Origin of the sequence: Candidatus Pantoea persica, assembly GCF_013753875.1 — a bacterium.
In the GTDB taxonomy this organism is placed as follows: Bacteria; Pseudomonadota; Gammaproteobacteria; order Enterobacterales; family Enterobacteriaceae; genus Pantoea; species Pantoea persica.
Genome location: NZ_SMDS01000020.1, coordinates 149,997 through 169,390 on the forward strand (window position 1 = coordinate 149,997; position 19,394 = coordinate 169,390).

The 19,394-nt window shown below is 58.3% G+C and carries 17 protein-coding genes and 5 pseudogenes; 6 read left to right on the forward strand and 16 right to left on the reverse strand.

The window, feature by feature from the left end; translation table 11 throughout:
• Positions 1-201 precede the first annotated feature (201 nt).
• Positions 202-1,665 carry a membrane-bound lytic murein transglycosylase MltF gene (mltF, locus tag EIO60_RS13245; protein WP_258577063.1) on the forward strand — a complete coding sequence of 488 codons (1,464 nt, stop codon included), beginning with the start codon at positions 202-204 and terminating at the stop codon, positions 1,663-1,665.
• Between the two features lie 104 nt (positions 1,666-1,769).
• On the opposite strand, the gene tadA is transcribed toward mltF, so the two are convergent.
• Positions 1,770-2,267, reverse strand: a complete 498-nt coding sequence (tadA, locus tag EIO60_RS13250) for a tRNA adenosine(34) deaminase TadA (RefSeq protein WP_258577064.1) — start codon at positions 2,265-2,267, stop codon at positions 1,770-1,772.
• 72 nt (positions 2,268-2,339) lie between these two features.
• Positions 2,340-2,528, reverse strand: a pseudogene (locus EIO60_RS13255) (phosphatidylglycerophosphatase C); the annotation flags it as partial.
• On the opposite strand from EIO60_RS13255, the pseudogene EIO60_RS13260 reads away from it, so the two are divergent.
• Positions 2,506-2,714, forward strand: a pseudogene (locus EIO60_RS13260) (4Fe-4S dicluster domain-containing protein). The pseudogenes EIO60_RS13255 and EIO60_RS13260 overlap by 23 nt on opposite strands.
• Here EIO60_RS13260 and acpS read toward each other — a convergent pair.
• The 11 genes and pseudogenes from acpS to rpoE form a co-directional block, all read right to left on the reverse strand.
• Positions 2,711-3,091, reverse strand: coding sequence for a holo-ACP synthase (gene acpS, locus EIO60_RS13265; RefSeq protein ID WP_258577065.1), 381 nt, complete (start codon positions 3,089-3,091; stop codon positions 2,711-2,713). The pseudogene EIO60_RS13260 and the gene acpS sit on opposite strands and share 4 nt — an antisense overlap.
• A complete protein-coding gene (pdxJ, locus tag EIO60_RS13270; protein ID WP_258577066.1) occupies positions 3,091-3,822 on the reverse strand; it encodes a pyridoxine 5'-phosphate synthase in 732 nt (243 codons plus the stop codon). The genes acpS and pdxJ overlap by 1 nt, the downstream gene beginning before the upstream one ends.
• Positions 3,823-3,895: 73 nt before the next feature.
• Positions 3,896-4,620 (reverse strand): annotated as a pseudogene (gene recO, locus EIO60_RS13275) (DNA repair protein RecO).
• A 4-nt stretch (positions 4,621-4,624) separates the two neighbouring features.
• On the reverse strand, positions 4,625-5,530 hold the full coding sequence (gene era / locus EIO60_RS13280; RefSeq protein ID WP_258577067.1) for a GTPase Era: 906 nt from the start codon (positions 5,528-5,530) through the stop codon (positions 4,625-4,627).
• A gap of 45 nt (positions 5,531-5,575) precedes the next feature.
• A complete protein-coding gene (rnc, locus tag EIO60_RS13285) occupies positions 5,576-6,256 on the reverse strand; it encodes a ribonuclease III (RefSeq protein WP_258577068.1) in 681 nt (226 codons plus the stop codon).
• A gap of 133 nt (positions 6,257-6,389) precedes the next feature.
• Positions 6,390-7,364 carry a signal peptidase I gene (gene lepB, locus EIO60_RS13290; protein WP_258577069.1) on the reverse strand — a complete coding sequence of 325 codons (975 nt, stop codon included), beginning with the start codon at positions 7,362-7,364 and terminating at the stop codon, positions 6,390-6,392.
• Between the two features lie 9 nt (positions 7,365-7,373).
• Positions 7,374-9,173, reverse strand: coding sequence for a translation elongation factor 4 (gene lepA / locus EIO60_RS13295; protein ID WP_258577070.1), 1,800 nt, complete (start codon positions 9,171-9,173; stop codon positions 7,374-7,376).
• Positions 9,174-9,391: 218 nt separating this feature from the next.
• Complete coding sequence (gene rseC / locus EIO60_RS13300) at positions 9,392-9,856, reverse strand: SoxR-reducing system protein RseC (RefSeq protein WP_258577071.1); 465 nt, start codon at positions 9,854-9,856, stop codon at positions 9,392-9,394.
• Positions 9,853-10,775, reverse strand: a pseudogene (gene rseB / locus EIO60_RS13305) (sigma-E factor regulatory protein RseB). The gene rseC and the pseudogene rseB overlap by 4 nt, the downstream one beginning before the upstream one ends.
• The gene (rseA, locus tag EIO60_RS13310; RefSeq protein ID WP_258577072.1) at positions 10,775-11,404 is read right to left on the reverse strand and encodes an anti-sigma-E factor RseA; all 630 of its coding nucleotides are present in this window, start codon (positions 11,402-11,404) and stop codon (positions 10,775-10,777) included. Before rseA ends, rseB begins: the two are co-directional and overlap by 1 nt.
• Before the next feature lie 27 nt (positions 11,405-11,431).
• Positions 11,432-12,010 carry an RNA polymerase sigma factor RpoE gene (gene rpoE / locus EIO60_RS13315; RefSeq protein WP_258577073.1) on the reverse strand — a complete coding sequence of 193 codons (579 nt, stop codon included), beginning with the start codon at positions 12,008-12,010 and terminating at the stop codon, positions 11,432-11,434.
• Between the two features lie 434 nt (positions 12,011-12,444).
• Here rpoE and nadB point away from each other — a divergent pair, with 434 nt between their 5' ends.
• A complete protein-coding gene (gene nadB / locus EIO60_RS13320) occupies positions 12,445-14,070 on the forward strand; it encodes an L-aspartate oxidase (protein ID WP_258577074.1) in 1,626 nt (541 codons plus the stop codon).
• On the opposite strand, the pseudogene EIO60_RS13325 reads toward nadB, so the two are convergent.
• Positions 14,057-14,740: pseudogene (locus tag EIO60_RS13325) on the reverse strand (tRNA1(Val) (adenine(37)-N6)-methyltransferase). The gene nadB and the pseudogene EIO60_RS13325 sit on opposite strands and share 14 nt — an antisense overlap.
• Before the next feature lie 126 nt (positions 14,741-14,866).
• Here EIO60_RS13325 and srmB point away from each other — a divergent pair.
• Positions 14,867-16,195 (forward strand): ATP-dependent RNA helicase SrmB, encoded by a 1,329-nt coding sequence (gene srmB, locus EIO60_RS13330; RefSeq protein WP_258577075.1) that lies wholly within the window; start codon positions 14,867-14,869, stop codon positions 16,193-16,195.
• 214 nt (positions 16,196-16,409) lie between these two features.
• On the opposite strand, the gene grcA is transcribed toward srmB, so the two are convergent.
• Positions 16,410-16,793, reverse strand: a complete 384-nt coding sequence (grcA, locus tag EIO60_RS13335) for an autonomous glycyl radical cofactor GrcA (RefSeq protein WP_258577076.1) — start codon at positions 16,791-16,793, stop codon at positions 16,410-16,412.
• A gap of 218 nt (positions 16,794-17,011) precedes the next feature.
• Here grcA and ung point away from each other — a divergent pair, with 218 nt between their 5' ends.
• Positions 17,012-17,695: a uracil-DNA glycosylase gene (gene ung / locus EIO60_RS13340; protein WP_258577077.1), complete on the forward strand. Its 684-nt coding sequence runs from the start codon at positions 17,012-17,014 to the stop codon at positions 17,693-17,695.
• Between the two features lie 63 nt (positions 17,696-17,758).
• Here ung and grpE read toward each other — a convergent pair whose 3' ends face one another.
• Positions 17,759-18,340, reverse strand: coding sequence for a nucleotide exchange factor GrpE (gene grpE / locus EIO60_RS13345; RefSeq protein WP_258577078.1), 582 nt, complete (start codon positions 18,338-18,340; stop codon positions 17,759-17,761).
• A 123-nt stretch (positions 18,341-18,463) separates the two neighbouring features.
• Here grpE and nadK point away from each other — a divergent pair, with 123 nt between their 5' ends.
• Entirely contained in the window at positions 18,464-19,342 is an 879-nt protein-coding gene (gene nadK / locus EIO60_RS13350) for an NAD(+) kinase (protein WP_258577079.1), read from the forward strand.
• Positions 19,343-19,394: the final 52 nt, after the last annotated feature.

Sequence of the window (19,394 nt, forward strand, 5' to 3'; positions counted from 1 at the left end):
TATAGAGAAACATCCCGCATGACGAAACCGTTTGCGCATAATTTCTCTGTCACCGGATTTGCCTGATTTTTGCGCAAAACTTGCTTTATAAGTTGCTCTACGCCGCCGAGTTGCGCAAAATGCCCCTCGCTCTGGGAGTCAAAAAAAGATCAATACTGCCTGTTAAGGACAGAGGCCTGAGAGCCAGAGAGAGACAACTATTTGAAACGCCTGAAATTTAACTACCTGCTTATCGGCCTTGTCACCTTGCTGCTAGCCATGGCGCTGTGGCCTTCCATACCCTGGTATGGCAACGGACAAGACGCGATTTCGCAGATAAAATCACGGGGCGTACTGCGCATCAGTACAATTAATTCCCCGCTGACTTACTACACCTACACCATAAACAAAGCCCCCGTCGGTATGGATTACGAGCTGGCGAAACGCTTTGCCGACTACCTAGGCGTCAAGCTCAAGGTCACGGTGCGCCCGAATCTCAGCGATCTGTTTGACGATCTCGACGACGGCAAGGCGGATTTGCTGGCGGCGGGTCTGATTTACAACAGCGAACGGCTGGCGCGCTACCAAACCGGGCCAAGCTACTACTCCGTATCCCAGCAGCTGGTCTACCGCGTCGACAAGCCGCGCCCGAAAAACCTCGGCGATCTGAAAGGCGAACTCCGCATGGCGTCCGGTTCAGCCTACCTCTCCTCGCTGAAAGCGGTGCGCGACAAGCAGTATCCCGATCTCAACTGGGTGATTTCCAGCGATCAGACGCCGAAAGCGCTGCTGGAGGCGGTGGCTGACGGCAAGCTCGACTACACCATCAGCGATTCGGTGACCATTGCGCTGCTGCAGCGCGTTCATCCGCAGCTAGCCGTCGCCTTCGACGTCACCGACGAAGAGCCGGTGACCTGGTATGTGCCGCACAGCGACGACGACAGCCTCAACGCCGCGATGCTCGACTTCTTTAACTCAATGGGTGAAGAAGGCGCCATGGCGCGGCTGGAGGAGAAATATCTCGGCCACGTCGGCACCTTTGACTATGTCGATACCCGCACCTTTTTACGCGCCATCGACGTCACGCTGCCTGATATCAAGCCGCTGTTTGAAAAATATGCCGCCAGCATCGACTGGAGGCTGCTGGCGGCGATCTCCTATCAGGAGTCGCACTGGAACCCGCTGGCAACCTCCCCTACCGGCGTGCGCGGCATGATGATGCTGACGCGCAACACCGCCGACAGCGTGGACGTCAACGATCGCACTGATACCGAGCAAAGCATTCGCGGCGGCAGCCTCTATCTGCAGCGAATGATGGACAAAGTGCCCGCGACGATTCCGGAAGAGGAGCGCATCTGGTTCGCGCTGGCGGCGTACAACGTGGGGTACGCCCATATGCTGGACGCGCGCAGGCTCACGGCGAAACAGGGCGGCAATCCCGACAGCTGGGCCGACGTCAAGCTGCGGCTGCCGATGCTTAGCCAGAAGCGCTATTACGCGCAGACCACCTATGGCTATGCGCGCGGCCATGAAGCCTACACCTACGTAGAGAATATCCGGAAGTATCAGCTGAGCCTGGTGGGCTATCTGCAGGAACAGGAGAAGCGGATCGCACAGCAGTCTGCGTTGGAGGCGGAACTGGGCAGCGGCTATCCGGCGGTGGCACCAGATATCGCCATAAACTAGAGAGGCGCCGGATAGCAGAAGTGAAATCGGCGCGTAGCGCCGGCCAGAGGCTGATCAGCCGCAAACCGGGCCGTGAACGCGCGACCGCCCAGCATGACGTTCGACTACAGCGTGCCGCGCTGCGCCTGACGCAGCGCTTTTTTTTGCTCGCGCCGCATGCGGAAAAAGTCGCTCAGCATCACAGCGCACTCGTCCGCCAGCACGCCGGAGGCCAGCGCGACCTGATGGTTCATACCGGGATGGCTGAGCACGTCGATCAGCGAGCCCGCCGCGCCAGTCTTTTCGTCACTGGCACCGTACACCAGCCGCGTGATGCGGCTGTGCACCATCGCGCCCGCGCACATCACGCACGGCTCCAGCGTAACGTAGAGGGTAGTATCGAGCAGCCGGTAGTTTTCCAGCACCTTGCCGCCCAGCCGCAGCGCCATGATCTCGGCGTGCGCGGTGGGATCGTGTTGGCCGATAGGCCAATTCCAGCCTTCGCCGATAGCGCGATCGCCCTGCACCAGTACCGCGCCTATCGGCACTTCGCCCTGTTCCCAAGCAATACGCGCCAGCCGCAGCGCATGGCGCATCCAGTATTCGTCTCGTGATTGATCCACGCAGGCCCACTCCCGGCAACAGCAAAGCGGCGCATTATAGCGATCCCGCCTGCAATTTCGAAGATGAAAGCGCTATTCCAGCTGCTGGAGTTCGCCGTGCGGTGTGACGCGCCAGCGGTGCTGGCAGAAAAAGAGCAGCGGGTTATCCTGCTTGCTGTCGCTGTAGCCGCTGTAGAGCTACAGCGGCGTGCCGATTTTCTCCTCCAGCTGCGCCACCTTTTCATGACCAAGGCAGCGCATCGCCAGCACGCGCCCGCCGAAGCAGGCGATTACACTCGGCGCGGCGATCTATGAGATTGACGCCAGTCGCTGCACGGAATCGTCGGCCACTATGATGCGCTGACCTGCCAGAGCGTCTGCCCTATCGACAACACCATTATCACCGACCCACAGCACACCGAATCGCGCGATGCGCTGTGGGAGAAGTTCGTGCTGCACAACCACTAGCTTTCGATGATCACCGTCGCGCAGGCGTAGTGCAGCTCATCCGCTAGCGTGACGTGCACGTGGCGGACGCCCAGCTTTTCCGCCATGTCGCAGGCGTGATTGAAAAAACGTAGCCCGGGTTTGCCCAACTCATCGTTGTAAACTTCAAACTGATTGAAGGCCAGCCCGCCGCGAATGCCGGCGCCGAAGGCTTTCGCCGCCGCCTCCTTGACCGCGAAGCGCTTGGCAAGAAAGCGCACCGGCTGCTGGTGGCGCTGGTACTGCTGCCACTCTGCCTCGCTCAGCACCCGCCGCGCCAAGCGATCGCCGGATCGCTCAAGTACGCCGGCGATGCGCTCGATCTCCACGATGTCGGTACCCAGTCCGAGAATAGCCATTAGCGACGCGCTTCGCGCATCAGCAGCTTCATATCTCTTACCGCGTCCGCCAGGCCGCTGAACAGTGCGCGGCCGATAATAGCGTGGCCGATATTCAGTTCGTGCATCTCCGGCAGCGCGGCAATCGGCTGGACGTTATGGTAGGTCAGGCCATGCCCGGCGTTCACCTTGAGGCCGAGGCTGGCTGCAAAGGTCGCGGCGTGACAGATGCGCGCCAGCTCAGCGTCGCGCGCCAGCCCTTCCGGCGCCTCGGCGTAGGCGCCGGTATGGATCTCGATATAGGGCGCGCCGCTGGCGACCGCCGCCTCAATCTGACAGTGGTCGGGGTCGATAAAAAGCGACACCAGAATGCCCGCCGCGCTCAGCTGCTTCACCGCGGCGTTGATTTTGTCCTGCTGCCCCGCCACGTCAAGACCGCCCTCGGTGGTAACCTCTTCGCGCTTTTCCGGCACCAGGCAGACAAAGTGCGGCTGGATATCGCAGGCGATGCCGACCATCTCGTCGGTGACCGCCATCTCCAGATTCATACGCGTCTGGATGGTGTCGCGCAAAATGCGCACGTCACGGTCGGTGATGTGGCGGCGATCCTCGCGCAGATGCACGGTGATGCCCTCTGCACCCGCCTGCTCGGCGACAAAGGCCGCCTGCACAGGGTCGGGATAGTTTGTGCCGCGCGCGTTACGTACCGTGGCAATATGGTCAATATTGACCCCTAACAGCAACTCAGCCATGACAATCCTCAGGTTAGCTATCTCGTAAAGCAGGAGTGTACCGCGCTGCGCGGCGCAGGCAACAGCGACTGCGCTATTCGCTCGCGGCGTCTGGTCGCTTTTTCGGCACGAACTGGCGAAACAGCTCGGTGCTTTTCAGCGGTTTGCCGCCCAAGTAGGGTTTCAGCGCGATGCGGGTAAAGCGTTTGGCGGCGCGCAGCGTGTCGGCATCGGGAAAGTCACGCTCCCATAGCGCGCGCAGCTGGCGACCGGTAAAACTGCGCTGACCGGCGACCAGACTGGCGATAAAGCCCTTCTCTTCGCGGTAGCTGTAGGTCATAGCGTCGGCAACAGGTTCGCCGCTGCCGGCGCAGTGCAGAAAATCTACGCCATAGCCGAGGTGCCCCAGCAGCGCCAGCTCGAAGCGCCGCAGCGCCGGCTCCGGCGAGCTGATGACCGCCGCCAGCGTCTGCAGGCAGTTCAGGTAGTCAAAAAAGAGTTCTGAGAAGGGAAACTCCCGCTCCAGCACGCGCGACAGCAGCTCATTGACGTAAAGGCCGCAGTAGAGCGTGATGCCGCTGAGCGGCAGCGCCAGCGAAACCGCTTCGGCCTTGGTGAGCGTTTTGACTTCGCCGCACCCGGTCCACAGTGCACCAGCAGCGGTGTGAAGGGCTGCAGCGTGCCTTTCAGCTGCGAACGGCGCGCGCGCCCTTCGCCAGCACGCGCACCCGGCCGTGGCTTTCGCTGAAAAGATCGAGCAGCAGGCTGGTTTCGCTGTAGGGTCGACTGCAGCACAAAGGCGCGTTGCCAGCCTTCCATAGGATCAGAGGTCGTCTACGTAACCCAGGCTGCGCAGCGCACGTTCGTCGTCGGCCCAGCCCGATTTAACTTTGACCCAGAGTTCGAGATGCACTTTGGCTTCGAAAATCTCTTCCATATCCTTACGCGCTTCGATGCCGATGGTTTTGATTTTGGCGCCTTTGTTGCCAATTACCATCTTCTTCTGCCCTTCGCGCTCGACCAGGATCAGGCCGTTGATATCGTAGCCGCCGCGCTTGTTCGCTACGAACTGCTCGATTTCCACCGTCACAGAGTACGGCAGCTCGGCACCGAGGAAGCGCATCAGTTTCTCGCGAATAATTTCCGAAGCCATAAAGCGCTGCGAGCGGTCAGTAATGTAATCTTCCGGGAATTGGTGATCCGCCTGCGGCAGACGCTTACGCACGATCGCCGCAATGATACCGACGTTTTTGCCACTTTCCGCCGAAATCGGCACGATATCGAGGAAGTTCATCTGCTGGCTCAGGAACTGCAGATGTGGCAGCAGGATGCTTTTATCCTGAATGTTGTCCACCTTGTTGATGGCCAGCACGACCGGCACTTTGTTTTCGCGCAGCTTGTTCAGCACCATTTCGTCGTCCGGCGTCCAGCGCGTGCCTTCCACTACGAAAATGATCAACTCGACGTCGCCAATAGAGCTGCTGGCCGCGCGATTCATCAGGCGGTTGATTGCGCGCTTCTCTTCCATGTGCAGCCCGGGCGTATCGACATAAATCGCCTGATATTCCCCTTCGGTATGGATGCCCATGATGCGGTGACGCGTGGTTTGCGGCTTACGCGAGGTGATCGACGCCTTCTGCCCCAGCAGCTGGTTCAGTAAGGTGGATTTGCCGACGTTGGATCGGCCGACAATCGCGACAAAGCCGCAATAGGTATTCTGTTCGCTCATTCGAGTCCTGACTTATGCGGCGCCGGTTCAGGCGCCAGGATGTTGCTATTCGAGACCAAGCTTGATCAGCGCCCGTTCAGCAGCAGCCTGCTCCGCTTTGCGGCGGCTTGATCCGACGCCGACCACCGGCTCAGCCATGCCACTCACCTGACAGTGAATGGTGAACTCCTGATCGTGGGCTTCGCCGCGCACCCACACTACCAGATAAGAGGGCAGCGGCAGATGGCGTCCCTGCAAATACTCCTGCAGGCGGGTTTTCGGATCTTTTTGTTTGTCGCCCGGGCTAATCTGCTCAAGGCGCGTCTGATACCAGTCAAGGATCAGCTTTTCCACCGTCTGGATATTGCTGTCAAGGAAGATGCCGCCAATCAGCGCCTCCACCGTATCCGCGAGGATCGATTCACGGCGAAAACCGCCGCTTTTCAGCTCACCCGGTCCCAGGCGCAGACACTCGCCAAGGTCAAACTCCCGCGCCATCTCTGCCAGCGTATTGCCGCGCACCAGCGTCGCGCGCATGCGGCTCATATCGCCCTCGTCGACGCGAGGAAAGCGATGATAGAGCGCATTGGCGATCACATAGCTGAGAATAGAATCGCCCAGGAATTCGAGACGCTCATTGTGCTTACTGCTGGCGCTGCGGTGCGTTAGCGCCTGTTGCAAAAGTTCCGGATGAGTAAAAGTGTAGCCCAGTTTGCGCTGAAGCTTATTAATGAGGATGGGGTTCATGCGATTCCAGTTCTTTTGTGCGTCTGTGACTCTGCATACGAAACAGGGCTGGGCATTCAACACAATCTGTTTCGTGTGCAGTGGCCTCCCGCAGGAGGCCAACCGTTTTGCCCCTTTATCCGGGCCAGATTAATCAGTGAATGCCGCCGATACGACTCAGACGAACGCCTGTCGGCCACTGACCTTCCTGCTTGTCGAAGCTCATCCAGATGGCGACCGCCTTGCCAACCAGGTTGCGTTCCGGGACGAAGCCCCAGTAGCGGCTGTCGGCGCTGTTGTCGCGGTTGTCGCCCATCATGAAATATTGCCCTTGCGGCACGACCCAGCTCGCCTGCGGCTGACCCGGCTGCTGGTAGTACATGTCCGCCTGGCTCTGCGCCTCATTCACCAGCAGAATGTCGTGCGTGACCTTGCCCAGCGTCTCTTTGCGCGTGCCGAGACGCAGCCTGCCGCGCATGGTTTCGCCCTGCGGCACCTGATAGAAGCCGTTGCCGCTTTCGTTGCCGTCAAACCCGCTAAAGGTCTGAATAAAGTTGCTCGGCTCGACGTTAGTATAGGTGATCGGCAGCGAGCTGGCGCAGCGCTGACCGGCGGCGCAGTTCGGGCTGACGGTCAGCGTTTTGCTGTAAGGATCGTAGACCACTTTGTCGCCCGGCAGGCCGATAACGCGCTTGATATAGTCTAGGCTCGGATCTTTCGGGTATTTAAATACCGCGATGTCGCCGCGCTGTAGATGGCCGGTCGGGATCAGCGTTGTCTGGGTAATCGGCTCCTTGATGCCGTAGGCAAACTTCTCCACCAGGATGAAGTCGCCGATCAGCAGCGTCGGCATCATCGAGCCGGACGGGATCTGGAACGGCTCGTAGATAAACGAGCGCACCACGAACACCATCAGCAGCACCGGAAAGACCGATGCGGCGGTTTCAATCCAGCCAGGCTGACCTTTGACTTTCGCCAGGGTTTTGCTGTCGAGGGTATTGCCGGCCGCAGCCTGCGCTTCCGTCTGTTTAGCCCGGCGCGCCGGCGCCCACTTAACACGATCGATGCACCAGATGACGCCGGTAACCAGCGTCGCTATCGCCAGAACCAGGGCGAACATATTAGCCATAGGGGATCCTTATTTGTTATCCTTACTGACATGCAGAATGGCGAGGAAGGCTTCCTGCGGCAGCTCAACGTTACCGACCTGCTTCATGCGCTTCTTCCCTTCTTTCTGCTTCTGCAACAGTTTTTTCTTACGGCTGACGTCGCCGCCATAGCATTTGGCTAGCACGTTTTTACGCAGCTGCTTCACGGTAGAGCGCGCAATGATGTGGTTGCCGATTGCCGCCTGAATCGCGATATCGAACTGCTGACGCGGGATCAGATCTTTCATCTTCTCCACCAGCTCGCGGCCGCGATACTGCGAGTTGTCACGGTGGGTAATCAGCGCTAGTGCATCAACGCGTTCCGCGTTGATCAGCACGTCAACGCGCACCATCTCAGAGGCCTGGAAACGTTTAAAGTTGTAATCCAGCGAGGCGTAGCCGCGCGACGTCGATTTCAGACGGTCGAAGAAGTCGAGCACCACTTCCGCCATCGGAATGTCATAGGTCAGCGCCACCTGATTGCCTTGGTAAACCATGTTGGTCTGGACACCGCGCTTTTCCACGCAGAGCGTGATGACGTTGCCGAGATACTCCTGCGGCAGCAGCATATGACACTCGGCGATCGGCTCGCGCAGCTCTTCAATGTTGTTCAGCGGCGGCAGCTTCGACGGGCTGTCGACATAGACGGTTTCGCCGTCGGTGGTCTGCACTTCGAACACCACGGTCGGCGCAGTGGTGATCAGATCCAGGTCATACTCGCGCTCCAGGCGCTCCTGAATGATCTCCATATGCAGCAGGCCGAGGAAACCGCAGCGGAAGCCGAAGCCCAGCGCGGTGGAGCTTTCTGGCTCGTAGAACAGCGAGGCGTCGTTGAGGCTCAGCTTGCCGAGGGCGTCGCGGAAGGCTTCATAGTCGTCGGAGCTAACCGGGAAGAGACCGGCGTAAACCTGCGGCTTCACCTTTTTGAAGCCCGGCAGCGCTTTGTCCGCCGGATGACGCGACAGCGTCAGGGTATCGCCCACCGGCGCGCCGAGGATGTCTTTGATGGCGCAAACCAGCCAGCCTACTTCGCCGCAGTTGAGTTGGGTGCGGTCGACCTGCTTCGGCGTGAAGATGCCCAGGCGGTCAGCATTGTAGACTTGGCCGGTGCTCATCACTTTCACCTTGTCGCCTTTGCGCAGCGTGCCGTTTTTCACGCGGACCAGCGACACGACGCCCAGGTAGTTGTCGAACCAGGAGTCGATAATCAGCGCCTGTAGCGGCGCCTCAGGATCGCCTTCCGGCGCCGGAATGTCGCGCACCAGGCGCTCCAGCACTTCCGGCACGCCGACGCCGGTTTTCGCCGAGCAGCGCACCGCGTTGGTGGCGTCGATGCCGACGATATCTTCGATTTCCTGCGCCGCGCGCTCGGGATCGGCGGCAGGCAAGTCGATCTTGTTCAGTACCGGCACGACTTCCAGATCCATCTCGATCGCGGTGTAGCAGTTTGCCAGAGTCTGCGCTTCTACGCCCTGCCCCGTATCCACCACCAGCAGTGCGCCTTCGCAGGCTGCCAGCGAGCGCGACACTTCATAGGAGAAGTCCACGTGCCCAGGAGTATCGATGAAATTGAGCTGGTAAGTTTCTCCGTTCAGCGCTTTGTAATCGAGCGTCACGCTCTGCGCTTTAATCGTGATGCCGCGCTCGCGCTCCAGGTCCATGGAGTCCAGAACCTGTGCCGCCATCTCGCGATCGGTCAGGCCGCCACAGATTTGAATCAAACGGTCAGAGAGCGTCGATTTACCGTGGTCGATGTGCGCGATGATGGAGAAGTTTCTTATGTTCTTCATTTATATGAATATCTTCACGTAGAAAAACAGTTGAGAACCTGAACACAGACACATTCAGGAAGATCGCTCTTTACCCGCAATCTTGTCAGCCTCATTAATGACGACGCATCTTACACTGTTAAGGCCGCGCATAAAAGAATGGAACGTTGCGGAATCGCAACACTTTTTGCCGGGAAACAGGCAACAAAAGGCCGCGATGTACGCGGCCTGGCGATGGATTACGCTTCGCTTTCCACCCGTATGGCGTCAGGCGGCAGCGCTACCTTTAAAATGACCGGCTGAAAGGCGGCGCAATCGCCGACTTTCAGCGATACGCCTTTGGCGATGATAAAGCCGCCCACGCCGCCGAGCAGCGCGCCGCAGGCCGCCGCCAGATCGCTGTGAAACAGAGCCTGAAACAGGCCGGCCAGCAGAAACAGGCCAAGCAACGGCGACATGTAGACTAGCAGCGCCGAACCCAGCAGGCTGCTCTCTTTGATGCCCAGCTCAATGCGCTGGCCCGGCTGCAGCGGCGTCGCGCTGGCGATTTCCATCACGTGCGCGTCTTTGGGGCCCAACTTGTTGAGCATATGGCTGCCGCAGCCTTTGCGCGCCGAGCAGCTGTTGCAGGAGGTTTTCGCCTCGGTATGCAGCATGGTGATGCCGTCACGCCATGCCACCACGGTGGCCCATTCTCTCATCATCGTTGTGACCCTAAATCAATACTGTCCGCAATGCGTTTCGCCGTCGAGGGCGACACTTCGCCCACCACGCTAATTTCGCTATTATTGCGCACTTCGGTCTGTACCGTGCGGTGTCCTTGTGCGCAAGGTTTGCGTCACGCTGCTTTTATTCGCTGGCGAAATGTTGATGGCGAAGCTGAAGAGACCGTCGCTATAGAGGCGCGACTCGACCGTTTTGTTCATCGCAGGAATGTCGCGGCGGCTCTGCGACACCAGCATCATGCCCGACGGCACCCAGCCAGGCTGCCAGCTGAGCTGGACCTTTTCCCCTTCCGGCACCGAGATCGCCGGCGGCAGATTCGCCTTTTGCAGCCCTGCATCGGGCTGCGCCCCCCTTTGTCCACCGCAAAGCTGATCACGCGGAACTGCTCCAGCGTTTCGCCGTCGCGATCCAGCAAATCGATGCGCAGCGGTAAGCCGGGTATCGACATCCAGCCACACCATGTAGCTGTAGCGCGTGCCGTTGCGCGACACAATGCGGCTCACCTCGCACAGCTGATCGGCGATGTGCGAGCGGCCGACCGGGATAAAGTCCCAGGCGCTGGCCAGCCTGTCGAAGTCGGCAAAGATCAGCGACAGCAGGCCGTCAATGATATGGTTGCCCGGCAGAGAGAAGGGATCGAGTCCAGGTTCAAAGTAGCTGATATCGGTGCCGCGCTGGATCACTTCACGGCGCGGGCCGTCCATCTGCTGCAGCTGCACATAGACGCGGCCACCGATCAACGCATGCCGATAGCGCAGCGACTCGATGCCCATGCGGGAGACGTTGATATAAGCGAATTCGTAATTGAGGGTCTGGCTTGCCTGCTCCATCTGCTGCGGCTGATGACCAGAGCAGGCTTCCTGCCAGCAGGCTAACGGCACACCAAAGCTGCTTCATTACTGCTGCTGAATACCTAAAGACTGGTTACCGGGAGCGTTCGCCTGCGCCTGCTGCGGCGCGTTGGTTTCAAACTGCAGGCGGTCGGAGTACAGACGGCGCTGCAGTTCGTAGTCCGCGTTGACGCGACGACGCTGATCCTGCACCTGCTGGCTGGAGCTGCTGGTGTCAAACGCTTCAAACGGCACGCCCAGGCTGACCATCGACGCTTTGCCCATCATTGGCAGCGTATTAAATACCGGCGCATCAGATGGCTCTACACTAGTGCCGCTCGGCTGGGTATAGTGCTGCACGCCCACGATGACCGCCAGCGACACGCAGGCGGCAACGCCGATCTGCGTAAGCTGGGCTGCCCAGGGGCGCGCCTTGCGCCAGAACAGCATCTTATTAGGCTTCGCTTCCGGGATCAGCGTGGTGACGTTGCGCACTGGCTCTTGCTCAAGAGCCTCCGCCACGCGTGCGGAGATATCGAAATGCAGCACATCCCTGACGTCGCCGCGTAGGGTATCGCGGATAAGGTGATAGCTTGTCCAGCACTGCTGCAGTTCTGCATCCTGAGACAGTTCTGACAGCAGCGCGTTATCGAGCACTTTGCCATCCATCAAAGCGGAAAGTTGTTCTTTCTGCATGCCTAAGTACCCTTCCAGTAGCCGTTATCACTGACGTTGGATAAGCGGTTGAACTTTATTATCAATGGCCTCTCGCGCACGGAAGATACGTGACCGCACGGTGCCCACCGGGCAATCCATAATCGCGGCAATCTCTTCGTAACTCAGCCCGTCCAGTTCCCTGAGCGTGATCGCCATACGCAGATCCTCAGGGAGTGCTTCTATGGTACGAAAGACAATTTGTTTCAGTTCGTCAGACAACATTAAGTTCTCAGGGTTCGAAATTTCTTTTAGCGCGCCAGCACTTTCGAAATTTTCCGCATCGATCGCATCTACATCGCTGGACGGCGGACGACGCCCCTGAGCCACCAGATAATTTTTCGCAGTATTTACTGCAATGCGGTAAAGCCAGGTATAAAACGCACTGTCGCCGCGGAAAGACTCCAGAGCGCGATAGGCCTTGATAAAGGACTCCTGTACGACATCAGGAATGTCTCCCGACGGAACATAGCAGGAAACCAGACTCGCCACTTTATGCTGGTAACGAATCACCAGTAAATTAAAGGACTTCTGATCTCCCTTCTGTACTCGCTCTACGAGAACCTGATCCGTTAACTGCTCGCTCATCCGAGGTAATGTCTCCCCAAATTCTTTTAAATGCGTAAAGGAACTGCCAGCACATCTTCTTCATGGTTCTAAGCAAGCATGCGCTCAGAGTCGTGGTGCGGCAGAAAGTTCACTTTACGCCCTGATAATGGCTATCCAGTTTTGGCTGCCGTTTGTTTTTCATTCTCAATGACAGTGTAATCCAAGCTGCGGCTATCAACGCAGAATCGCAGGCAGAGTACCCTATGACGATGGCTTTTTCATCCCAAATTCCGTCAGCGACGCCAGGTTTTATATAAAAAACAGTGATGATATACCTCTTTTTGTAACTGCCTGATTCGAAGTCAATCTGCTATTTTATTAATCCAGATCCGTCTGCCACATGTTTAAAATCCTTCACAGAATCGAAATAAGCACTTATTCTCGCCCCACCCATATTTAGTAAATTAAACGCCATGACGCATTCAACCTCTCCGGATTACCAGTGCGACGTCTTGATTATTGGCAGCGGCGCCGCGGGATTATCGCTGGCGCTGCGGCTGGCGGCCCACCACGACGTGATGGTGATCAGCAAGGCGCAGGTCAGCGAAGGCTCGACCTTTTACGCACAGGGCGGCATCGCCGCTGTGTTTGACGACGCAGACAGCATCGAATCCCATGTGGAAGATACGCTGGTCGCGGGCGACGGGTTATGCGATCGCGACGCCGTCGCCTTTGTCGCTAGCAATGCCCGGCACTGCGTGCAATGGCTAATCGATCACGGCGTCGCCTTTGACCGCGAGCCGCAGGCATCGGGCGATTTGCGCTATCACCTGACGCGCGAAGGCGGCCACAGCCACCGGCGCATCCTGCACAGCGCCGACGCCACCGGACGCGAGGTGGAAACCACGCTGGTGAGCCAGGCGCTCAGTCATCCGCGCATTCGCATTCTTGAGCGCGCCAACGCTGTGGATCTTATTCTGTCAGACAGGCTGGGCCTGCCTGGTCCGCGCCGCGCTACCGGCGCCTGGATCTGGAACCGCAATCGCGAACGGGTCGAGACCTGCAGCGCGCGCGCGGTAGTGCTGGCGACCGGCGGCGCGGCGAAGGTGTACCAGTACACAACGAACCCCGACGTGGCGTCCGGCGACGGTATCGCTATCGCCTGGCGAGCGGGCTGTCGCGTGGCTAACCTTGAGTTCAACCAGTTTCATCCAACGTCGCTGTTTCATCCCGACGCGCAAAGCTTTCTGCTAACGGAAGCGCTGCGCGGCGAAGGTGCCTGGCTGCTGCGCCCGGGCGGTACGCGCTTTATGCCAGCGTTTGATCCCCGCGGCGAGCTGGCGCCTCGCGATATCGTGGCGCGCGCCATCGATCACGAAATGAAACGGCTCGGCGTCGACTGCCTTTATCTCGATATCAGCCACCAGCCGCCAGACTTCGTGCGCGCTCACTTCCCCACTATTTATGAAAAGCTGCTCACCTTCGGCCTTGACCTGACGCGCGATCGCATCCCAATCGTGCCGGCGGCGCACTATACCTGCGGCGGCGTGATAGTGGATGCGCACGGGCGTACCGATATCAGCGGGCTGTACGCCATCGGCGAGGTGAGCTACACCGGGCTGCACGGGGCGAACCGCATGGCGTCCAATTCGCTGCTGGAGTGCCTAGTTTACGGCTGGTCGGCGGCGGAGGATCTGCTGCAGGCGCTGCCGCAAACCGAGCGCGTCAGCGTCCTGCCCGCGTGGGATGAGAGCCGCGTCGACGACGCCGACGAGCGCGTCGTGATCCAGCATAACTGGCACGAGCTGCGTCTGTTTATGTGGGATTATGTCGGCATCGTGCGTACCACGCGGCGGCTGGAACGCGCGCTGCGGCGCATTCAGCTGCTGCTGCAGGAAATCGACGAGTACTACGCCAACTTTCGCCTCTCCAACAATCTGCTGGAGCTGCGCAACCTGACGCAGGTGGCGGAGCTGATGGTGCGCTGCGCGCTGGCGCGCAAAGAGAGCCGCGGCCTGCATTTTACCCGCGACTATCCCGAGCCGTTGCCAGAAGCCAAACCGACGATTTTAACGCCGTCTTACATTAAAGAGGTATAAAGTCGCGTGTCAGGCTGAACCAAGCGTCTGAATAGTGGCGATACTGATTGCATATCGCCATGCGCTCCAGCAAGGTTTCGCCCGCGCGGGGCGAGAAGCCGAGCAGCACGCGATGCAGCGGACGATGGGCTTATTCTGCCACGTCGATGCGAAAGCACAGATGCCAGCCGTCGCGCTCGGCCAGCGCAATCATGTTTTCCCCTACCGCCTCCGGCAAAACAACGCAGAAAAATCCCTCTTCCTCAATCAGCTGCGGCGTGGCGCAGTCCACATCGGGCGGACAGTAAGGTGGGTTGCTGACGATCAGCGAATAGCGTTGCGGGCAATCTGTGGCGAAAGCGGCGATATCCTGCGCGTGGACGTGAATGCGCGCAGCCCAGGGCGACTGCGCCACGTTCTCCTGCGCCTGCTGTGCGGCGTCAGCGTCCAGCTCAACCGCGTCGATGATCACCTCGTCGGGCTTACGCCGCGCCAGCAGCAGGACAATCAGCGCGCTGCCGCTGCCGATATCCAGCACGCGGCGCGCCTGCGCCACCGGCGCCCATGCACCCAGCAAAATCCCGTCGGTGCCGAATTTCATGGCGCAGCGGTCGTGCGCGACAAAAAGCTGTTTGAAGGTAAACCCGTTTCTTTTTAACAATGGCCGCATAGGCGGCTTTTCCTGCGTCATACTTTGCAACCATACCTTTCGCGCATCAGTGTAGCGTGACGGCATAAGGAATACAGCCATCGCGGATAAAGAGATGAAGATTGCGCGCGATCTGTCTATAATCAGCGCCCCAAACTGAGGTAGACCATGACCGTAACCATATTTTCCGAACTCGAACTCGACGAAAGCCTGTTGTATGCCCTGCAGGACAAAGGCTTCACGCGCCCGACAGCAATCCAGGCTGCGGCGATCCCGCCAGCGCTGGAGGGCCGCGACGTTCTGGGTTCAGCGCCTACCGGGACCGGGAAAACCGCCGCCTATCTGCTGCCGGTGCTGCAGCACCTGCTCGATTTCCCCCGCAAGAAATCGGGCCCGCCGCGTATTCTGATCCTGACGCCGACGCGCGAACTGACGATGCAGGTCGCCGATCAGGCGCGCGAGCTGGCGAAACACACCCATCTGGATATCGCTACCATTACCGGCGGCGTCGCCTATATGAACCATGCTGAAGTGTTAAGCGAAAATCAGGATGTGGTGGTGGCGACCACCGGCCGTCTGCTTCAGTACATAAAAGAAGAAAACTTCGACTGTCGTGCCGTCGAGACGCTGATCCTCGATGAAGCCGACCGTATGCTGGACATGGGCTTCGCTCAGGATATCGAAACCATCGCAGGCGAGACGCGCTGGCGCAAGCAAACCATGCTCTTCTCCGCCACGCTGGAAGGCGACGTAATCAAAGACTTCGCCGAGCGCCTGCTTAACGATCCGGTCGAGGTGGAATCCGATCCCAGCCGTCGCGAACGTAAAAAGATCCAGCAGTGGTACTACCACGCCGACGATCTCGAGCATAAAACCAAACTGCTTATCCACCTGCTGAAGCAGCCAGAACTGACGCGCACGATCATATTCGTCCGCAAGCGTGAGCGTCTGCATGAGCTGGTGAAATGGCTGCACGAAGCGGATATCCGCTGCTGCCATCTGGAAGGCGAGATGGTGCAGGCCAAGCGCAACGAGGCGATCAAGCGCATCACCGATGGCCGTGTCAATGTGCTGGTGGCCACCGATGTCGCCGCGCGTGGTATCGACATCGAGGATGTCAGCCACGTCATCAACTTCGATATGCCGCGTACCGCCGACACCTATCTGCACCGTATCGGCCGCACGGCGCGCGCCGGCCGCAAAGGCACCGCGCTGTCGCTGGTGGAAGCGCACGACCATCTGCTGCTGGGCAAAATCATTCGCTACCTGAACGAGCCGATTAAAGCGCGCACCATTGACGAATTGCGCCCGGTCACGCGTGCGCCGAACGCGAAATCCACCGGGAAACCGTCGAAAAAAGCGCTTGCGCGTCGTAAAGAGAAAAAAGAGAGCGAAGCGGAAAAACCGCGCGTGAAGAAGCGTCATCGCGACGTTAAAAACATCGGCAAACGCCGCAAGCCAAGCGCCGCCGCGCCAGCAAACGGCGATGCGGAATAAATCAGCACCGCGGTAAAAAATCACCCCATTTGGGGCGATTTTTTTGTTTTAAGGATGATAAAAAGGCGTTAACTCCGATTTAACCTGCCTGACGCGCAAAGCGGCTCTCTCTTCGATCACACCTCGGCGGAAAAACAGGGTATTCAATTGCCTTTCAAGTGATTGCGATCGTTACGCCAGTGCGTCAGTTTTCAGCAGGCCATCAAACTTCGTTTTACAGGCTTTCGGTAAAGGTGCGTGTAATAAAGTCGCGCTGCTGCTCTGGCGTCAGCGCATTGAAGCGCACGGCATAGCCTGACACGCGAATGGTAAGCTGCAGACATTTTTCCGGATGTTTGACCGCATCTTCCAGCGTTTCGCGCCGCAACACGTTGACGTTCAGATGCTGGCCGCCTTCAATGCGCACCTGCGGCTGCATTTCCATCGGCACTTCACGATAGGCGAATTCGCCCAGTTCGCTGAGCGCGACGATCTGATCCTCTTCATAGCCCGCTTTGGCGCACAGGCATCGTGCTTCCGCTTTCTCGTCGTCAATCAGCCAGAATGAGTGCATCAGCGCGAGGTTACTGGTTTGGGTGACCTGAATGCTAGCGATCATAATTCATAAATCAAAACTTCGCTCTGATATAGCATTCGCTTCTGGAGGAAGTTTTGACCCCAATCAATTTTTCCAGCGCTATCATTCGCTTCTAACTTCAATTAGTTGATTCAGATAAATTTTCGCCTAAAAATATTTTGTATTTTTCAACTATTTTACCTTCAACCTGGCGCAGCGAACAGTTAAGCTAGCGGCACAGACTGAGAGGGAGTAGAAAGATGACGGATAAACTGACCTGGCACGACGTGCTGGCCGAAGAGAAAGAGAAACCCTACTTTACAGAGACGCTGAAATTAGTGGCCGACGAGCGGGCGGCGGGCGTCACGGTTTATCCGCCGCAGAAGGATGTATTCAACGCCTTTCGCCAGACTGAACTAGGCGACGTCAAGGTGGTGATCCTCGGGCAAGACCCGTACCACAGCCCCAATCAGGCGCACGGCCTCGCCTTTTCCGTGCTGCCCGGCGTGCCCGTTCCCCCTTCGCTGCAGAATATGTACAAAGAGCTGGAGCAGGAATTTCCCGATTTCCGCCGTCCGCAGCACGGCTTTCTGGAAAGCTGGGCGAAACAGGGAGTGATGCTGTTAAATACCGTGCTGACTGTTGAGGCGGGCAAAGCGCACTCTCACGCGTGTTTCGGTTGGGAAACCTTTACCGATAACGTGATTGCCGCCATCAATGAGCATCGCGAGGGGGTGGTGTTTCTGCTGTGGGGATCGCATGCGCAGAAGAAAGGCAGCATTATTGATCGCCAGCGTCACCATGTGCTGCAGGCGCCGCACCCTTCGCCGCTTTCGGCGCACCGCGGCTTCTTCGGCTGCGGCCATTTCGCCGAGGCTAACGCGCTGCTGACGCAGGCGGGCGAAACACCCATCGACTGGATACCGCAGCTGCCTTCCGCCTGAGCCTGAAACGCAAACGGCCGCGTCACTGCGCGGCCGTCTGGTTCAGACTCTATTCAGCGACGATTAGCCTTTGGCTTTGGCTACCGCGACCATGGCAGGACGCAGCAAGCGACCATTCAGGGTATAGCCGCGCTGCATCACCACCATCACGTGGTTAGGCGCCACCTCATCAGATTCTATCATCGACATCGCCTGATGGATTTCCGGGTTAAAGGGCACATTGGTTTCGCCAACGACCTCAACGCCAAACTTGCGCACGGCGCCCAGCAGAGATTTCAGGGTCAGTTTGATCCCTTCGATCATCGCCGCCAGCTCGTTGTTCTCTTTATCAGCGACTTCCATTGCGCGCTCAAGGCTGTCGATAACCGGCAGCAGCTCGTTAGCGAACTTTTCCAGCGCAAACTTGTGCGCCTTCTCGACATCCATTTCGGCGCGGCGACGGATATTCTCGATTTCCGCCTGCGCGCGCAGCTGGGCGTCACGTACGTCGGTTTGCGACTGCGCTAATTCAGCTTCCAGTTGGGCAATACGCTCATCACGCGGATCCACCTCAACTGCCGTCTCCGCTTCCTGAGGTTGTTGCTGATCCTGTTGAATTTCGTCTGAGACTTGCTCATTAGGGGTGTTCTGTTCTTTACTACTCATGAATTTCTCCGCGTTTTGCACATTCATCTCGCCAGTCCGCTTATTATGGGGATCGATTTGACGGTTTCAAGAGAACCCATCACATTGCCTGATCGTTTTGGCTTATGAGGAAAGCCCCACCAAATGAACAAACTCTTTAACTGTATTGGTATTGTAGGCCATCCGCGTCATCCTACCGCGCTCACCACCCATGAGATGCTGTGGCGCTGGCTGACGTCCAAAGGTTATCAAGTGATCATGGAGAAGCAAATCGCCCAGGAGCTGAATCGGCATGACGTGCAAACCGGCACGCTGGCGGAGATAGGCCAGCAGGCGGATCTCGCCGTGGTAGTGGGCGGCGACGGCAATATGCTGGGGGCGGCGCGCGTACTGGCGCGCTATGACATCAAGGTGATCGGCATTAACCGCGGCAACCTCGGTTTTCTCACCGATCTCGATCCCGACAACGCGCAGCAGCAGCTGGATGAGGTGCTGCAGGGCAACTACTTCGTCGAAAGCCGCTTTCTGCTGGAAGCGCGTGTCTGCAAAAATGAGTGCTCGCCGCGTCTGGGCCTCGCGATCAACGAAGTGGTGCTGCATCCCGGCAAAGTGGCGCATATGATTGAGTTTGAGGTCTATATCGACGAGGTGTTCGCCTTTTCGCAGCGCTCCGACGGGTTGATTATTTCCACGCCGACCGGCTCGACCGCCTATTCCCTCTCCGCGGGCGGCCCGATTCTCACCCCTTCTCTCGACGCCATCGCGCTGGTGCCGATGTTCCCGCACACCCTGTCGGCGCGCCCGCTAGTGATCAACAGCAGCAGCACCATTCGCCTGCGCTTTTCCTCGCGCCGCAGCGACCTGGAAATCAGCTGCGACAGCCAGATCGCCTTGCCGATTCAGGAAGGCGAGGATGTGCTTATCCGCCGCAGTGAAAACTACCTCAACCTGATTCACCCTAAAAATTACATTTATTTTAATACTTTAAGCTCAAAACTCGGCTGGTCGAAAAAATTGTTTTAATTTCAGCGCGCCCTCTTTACTGGATAAAAAACCAATTAATGCTGTACGAAAA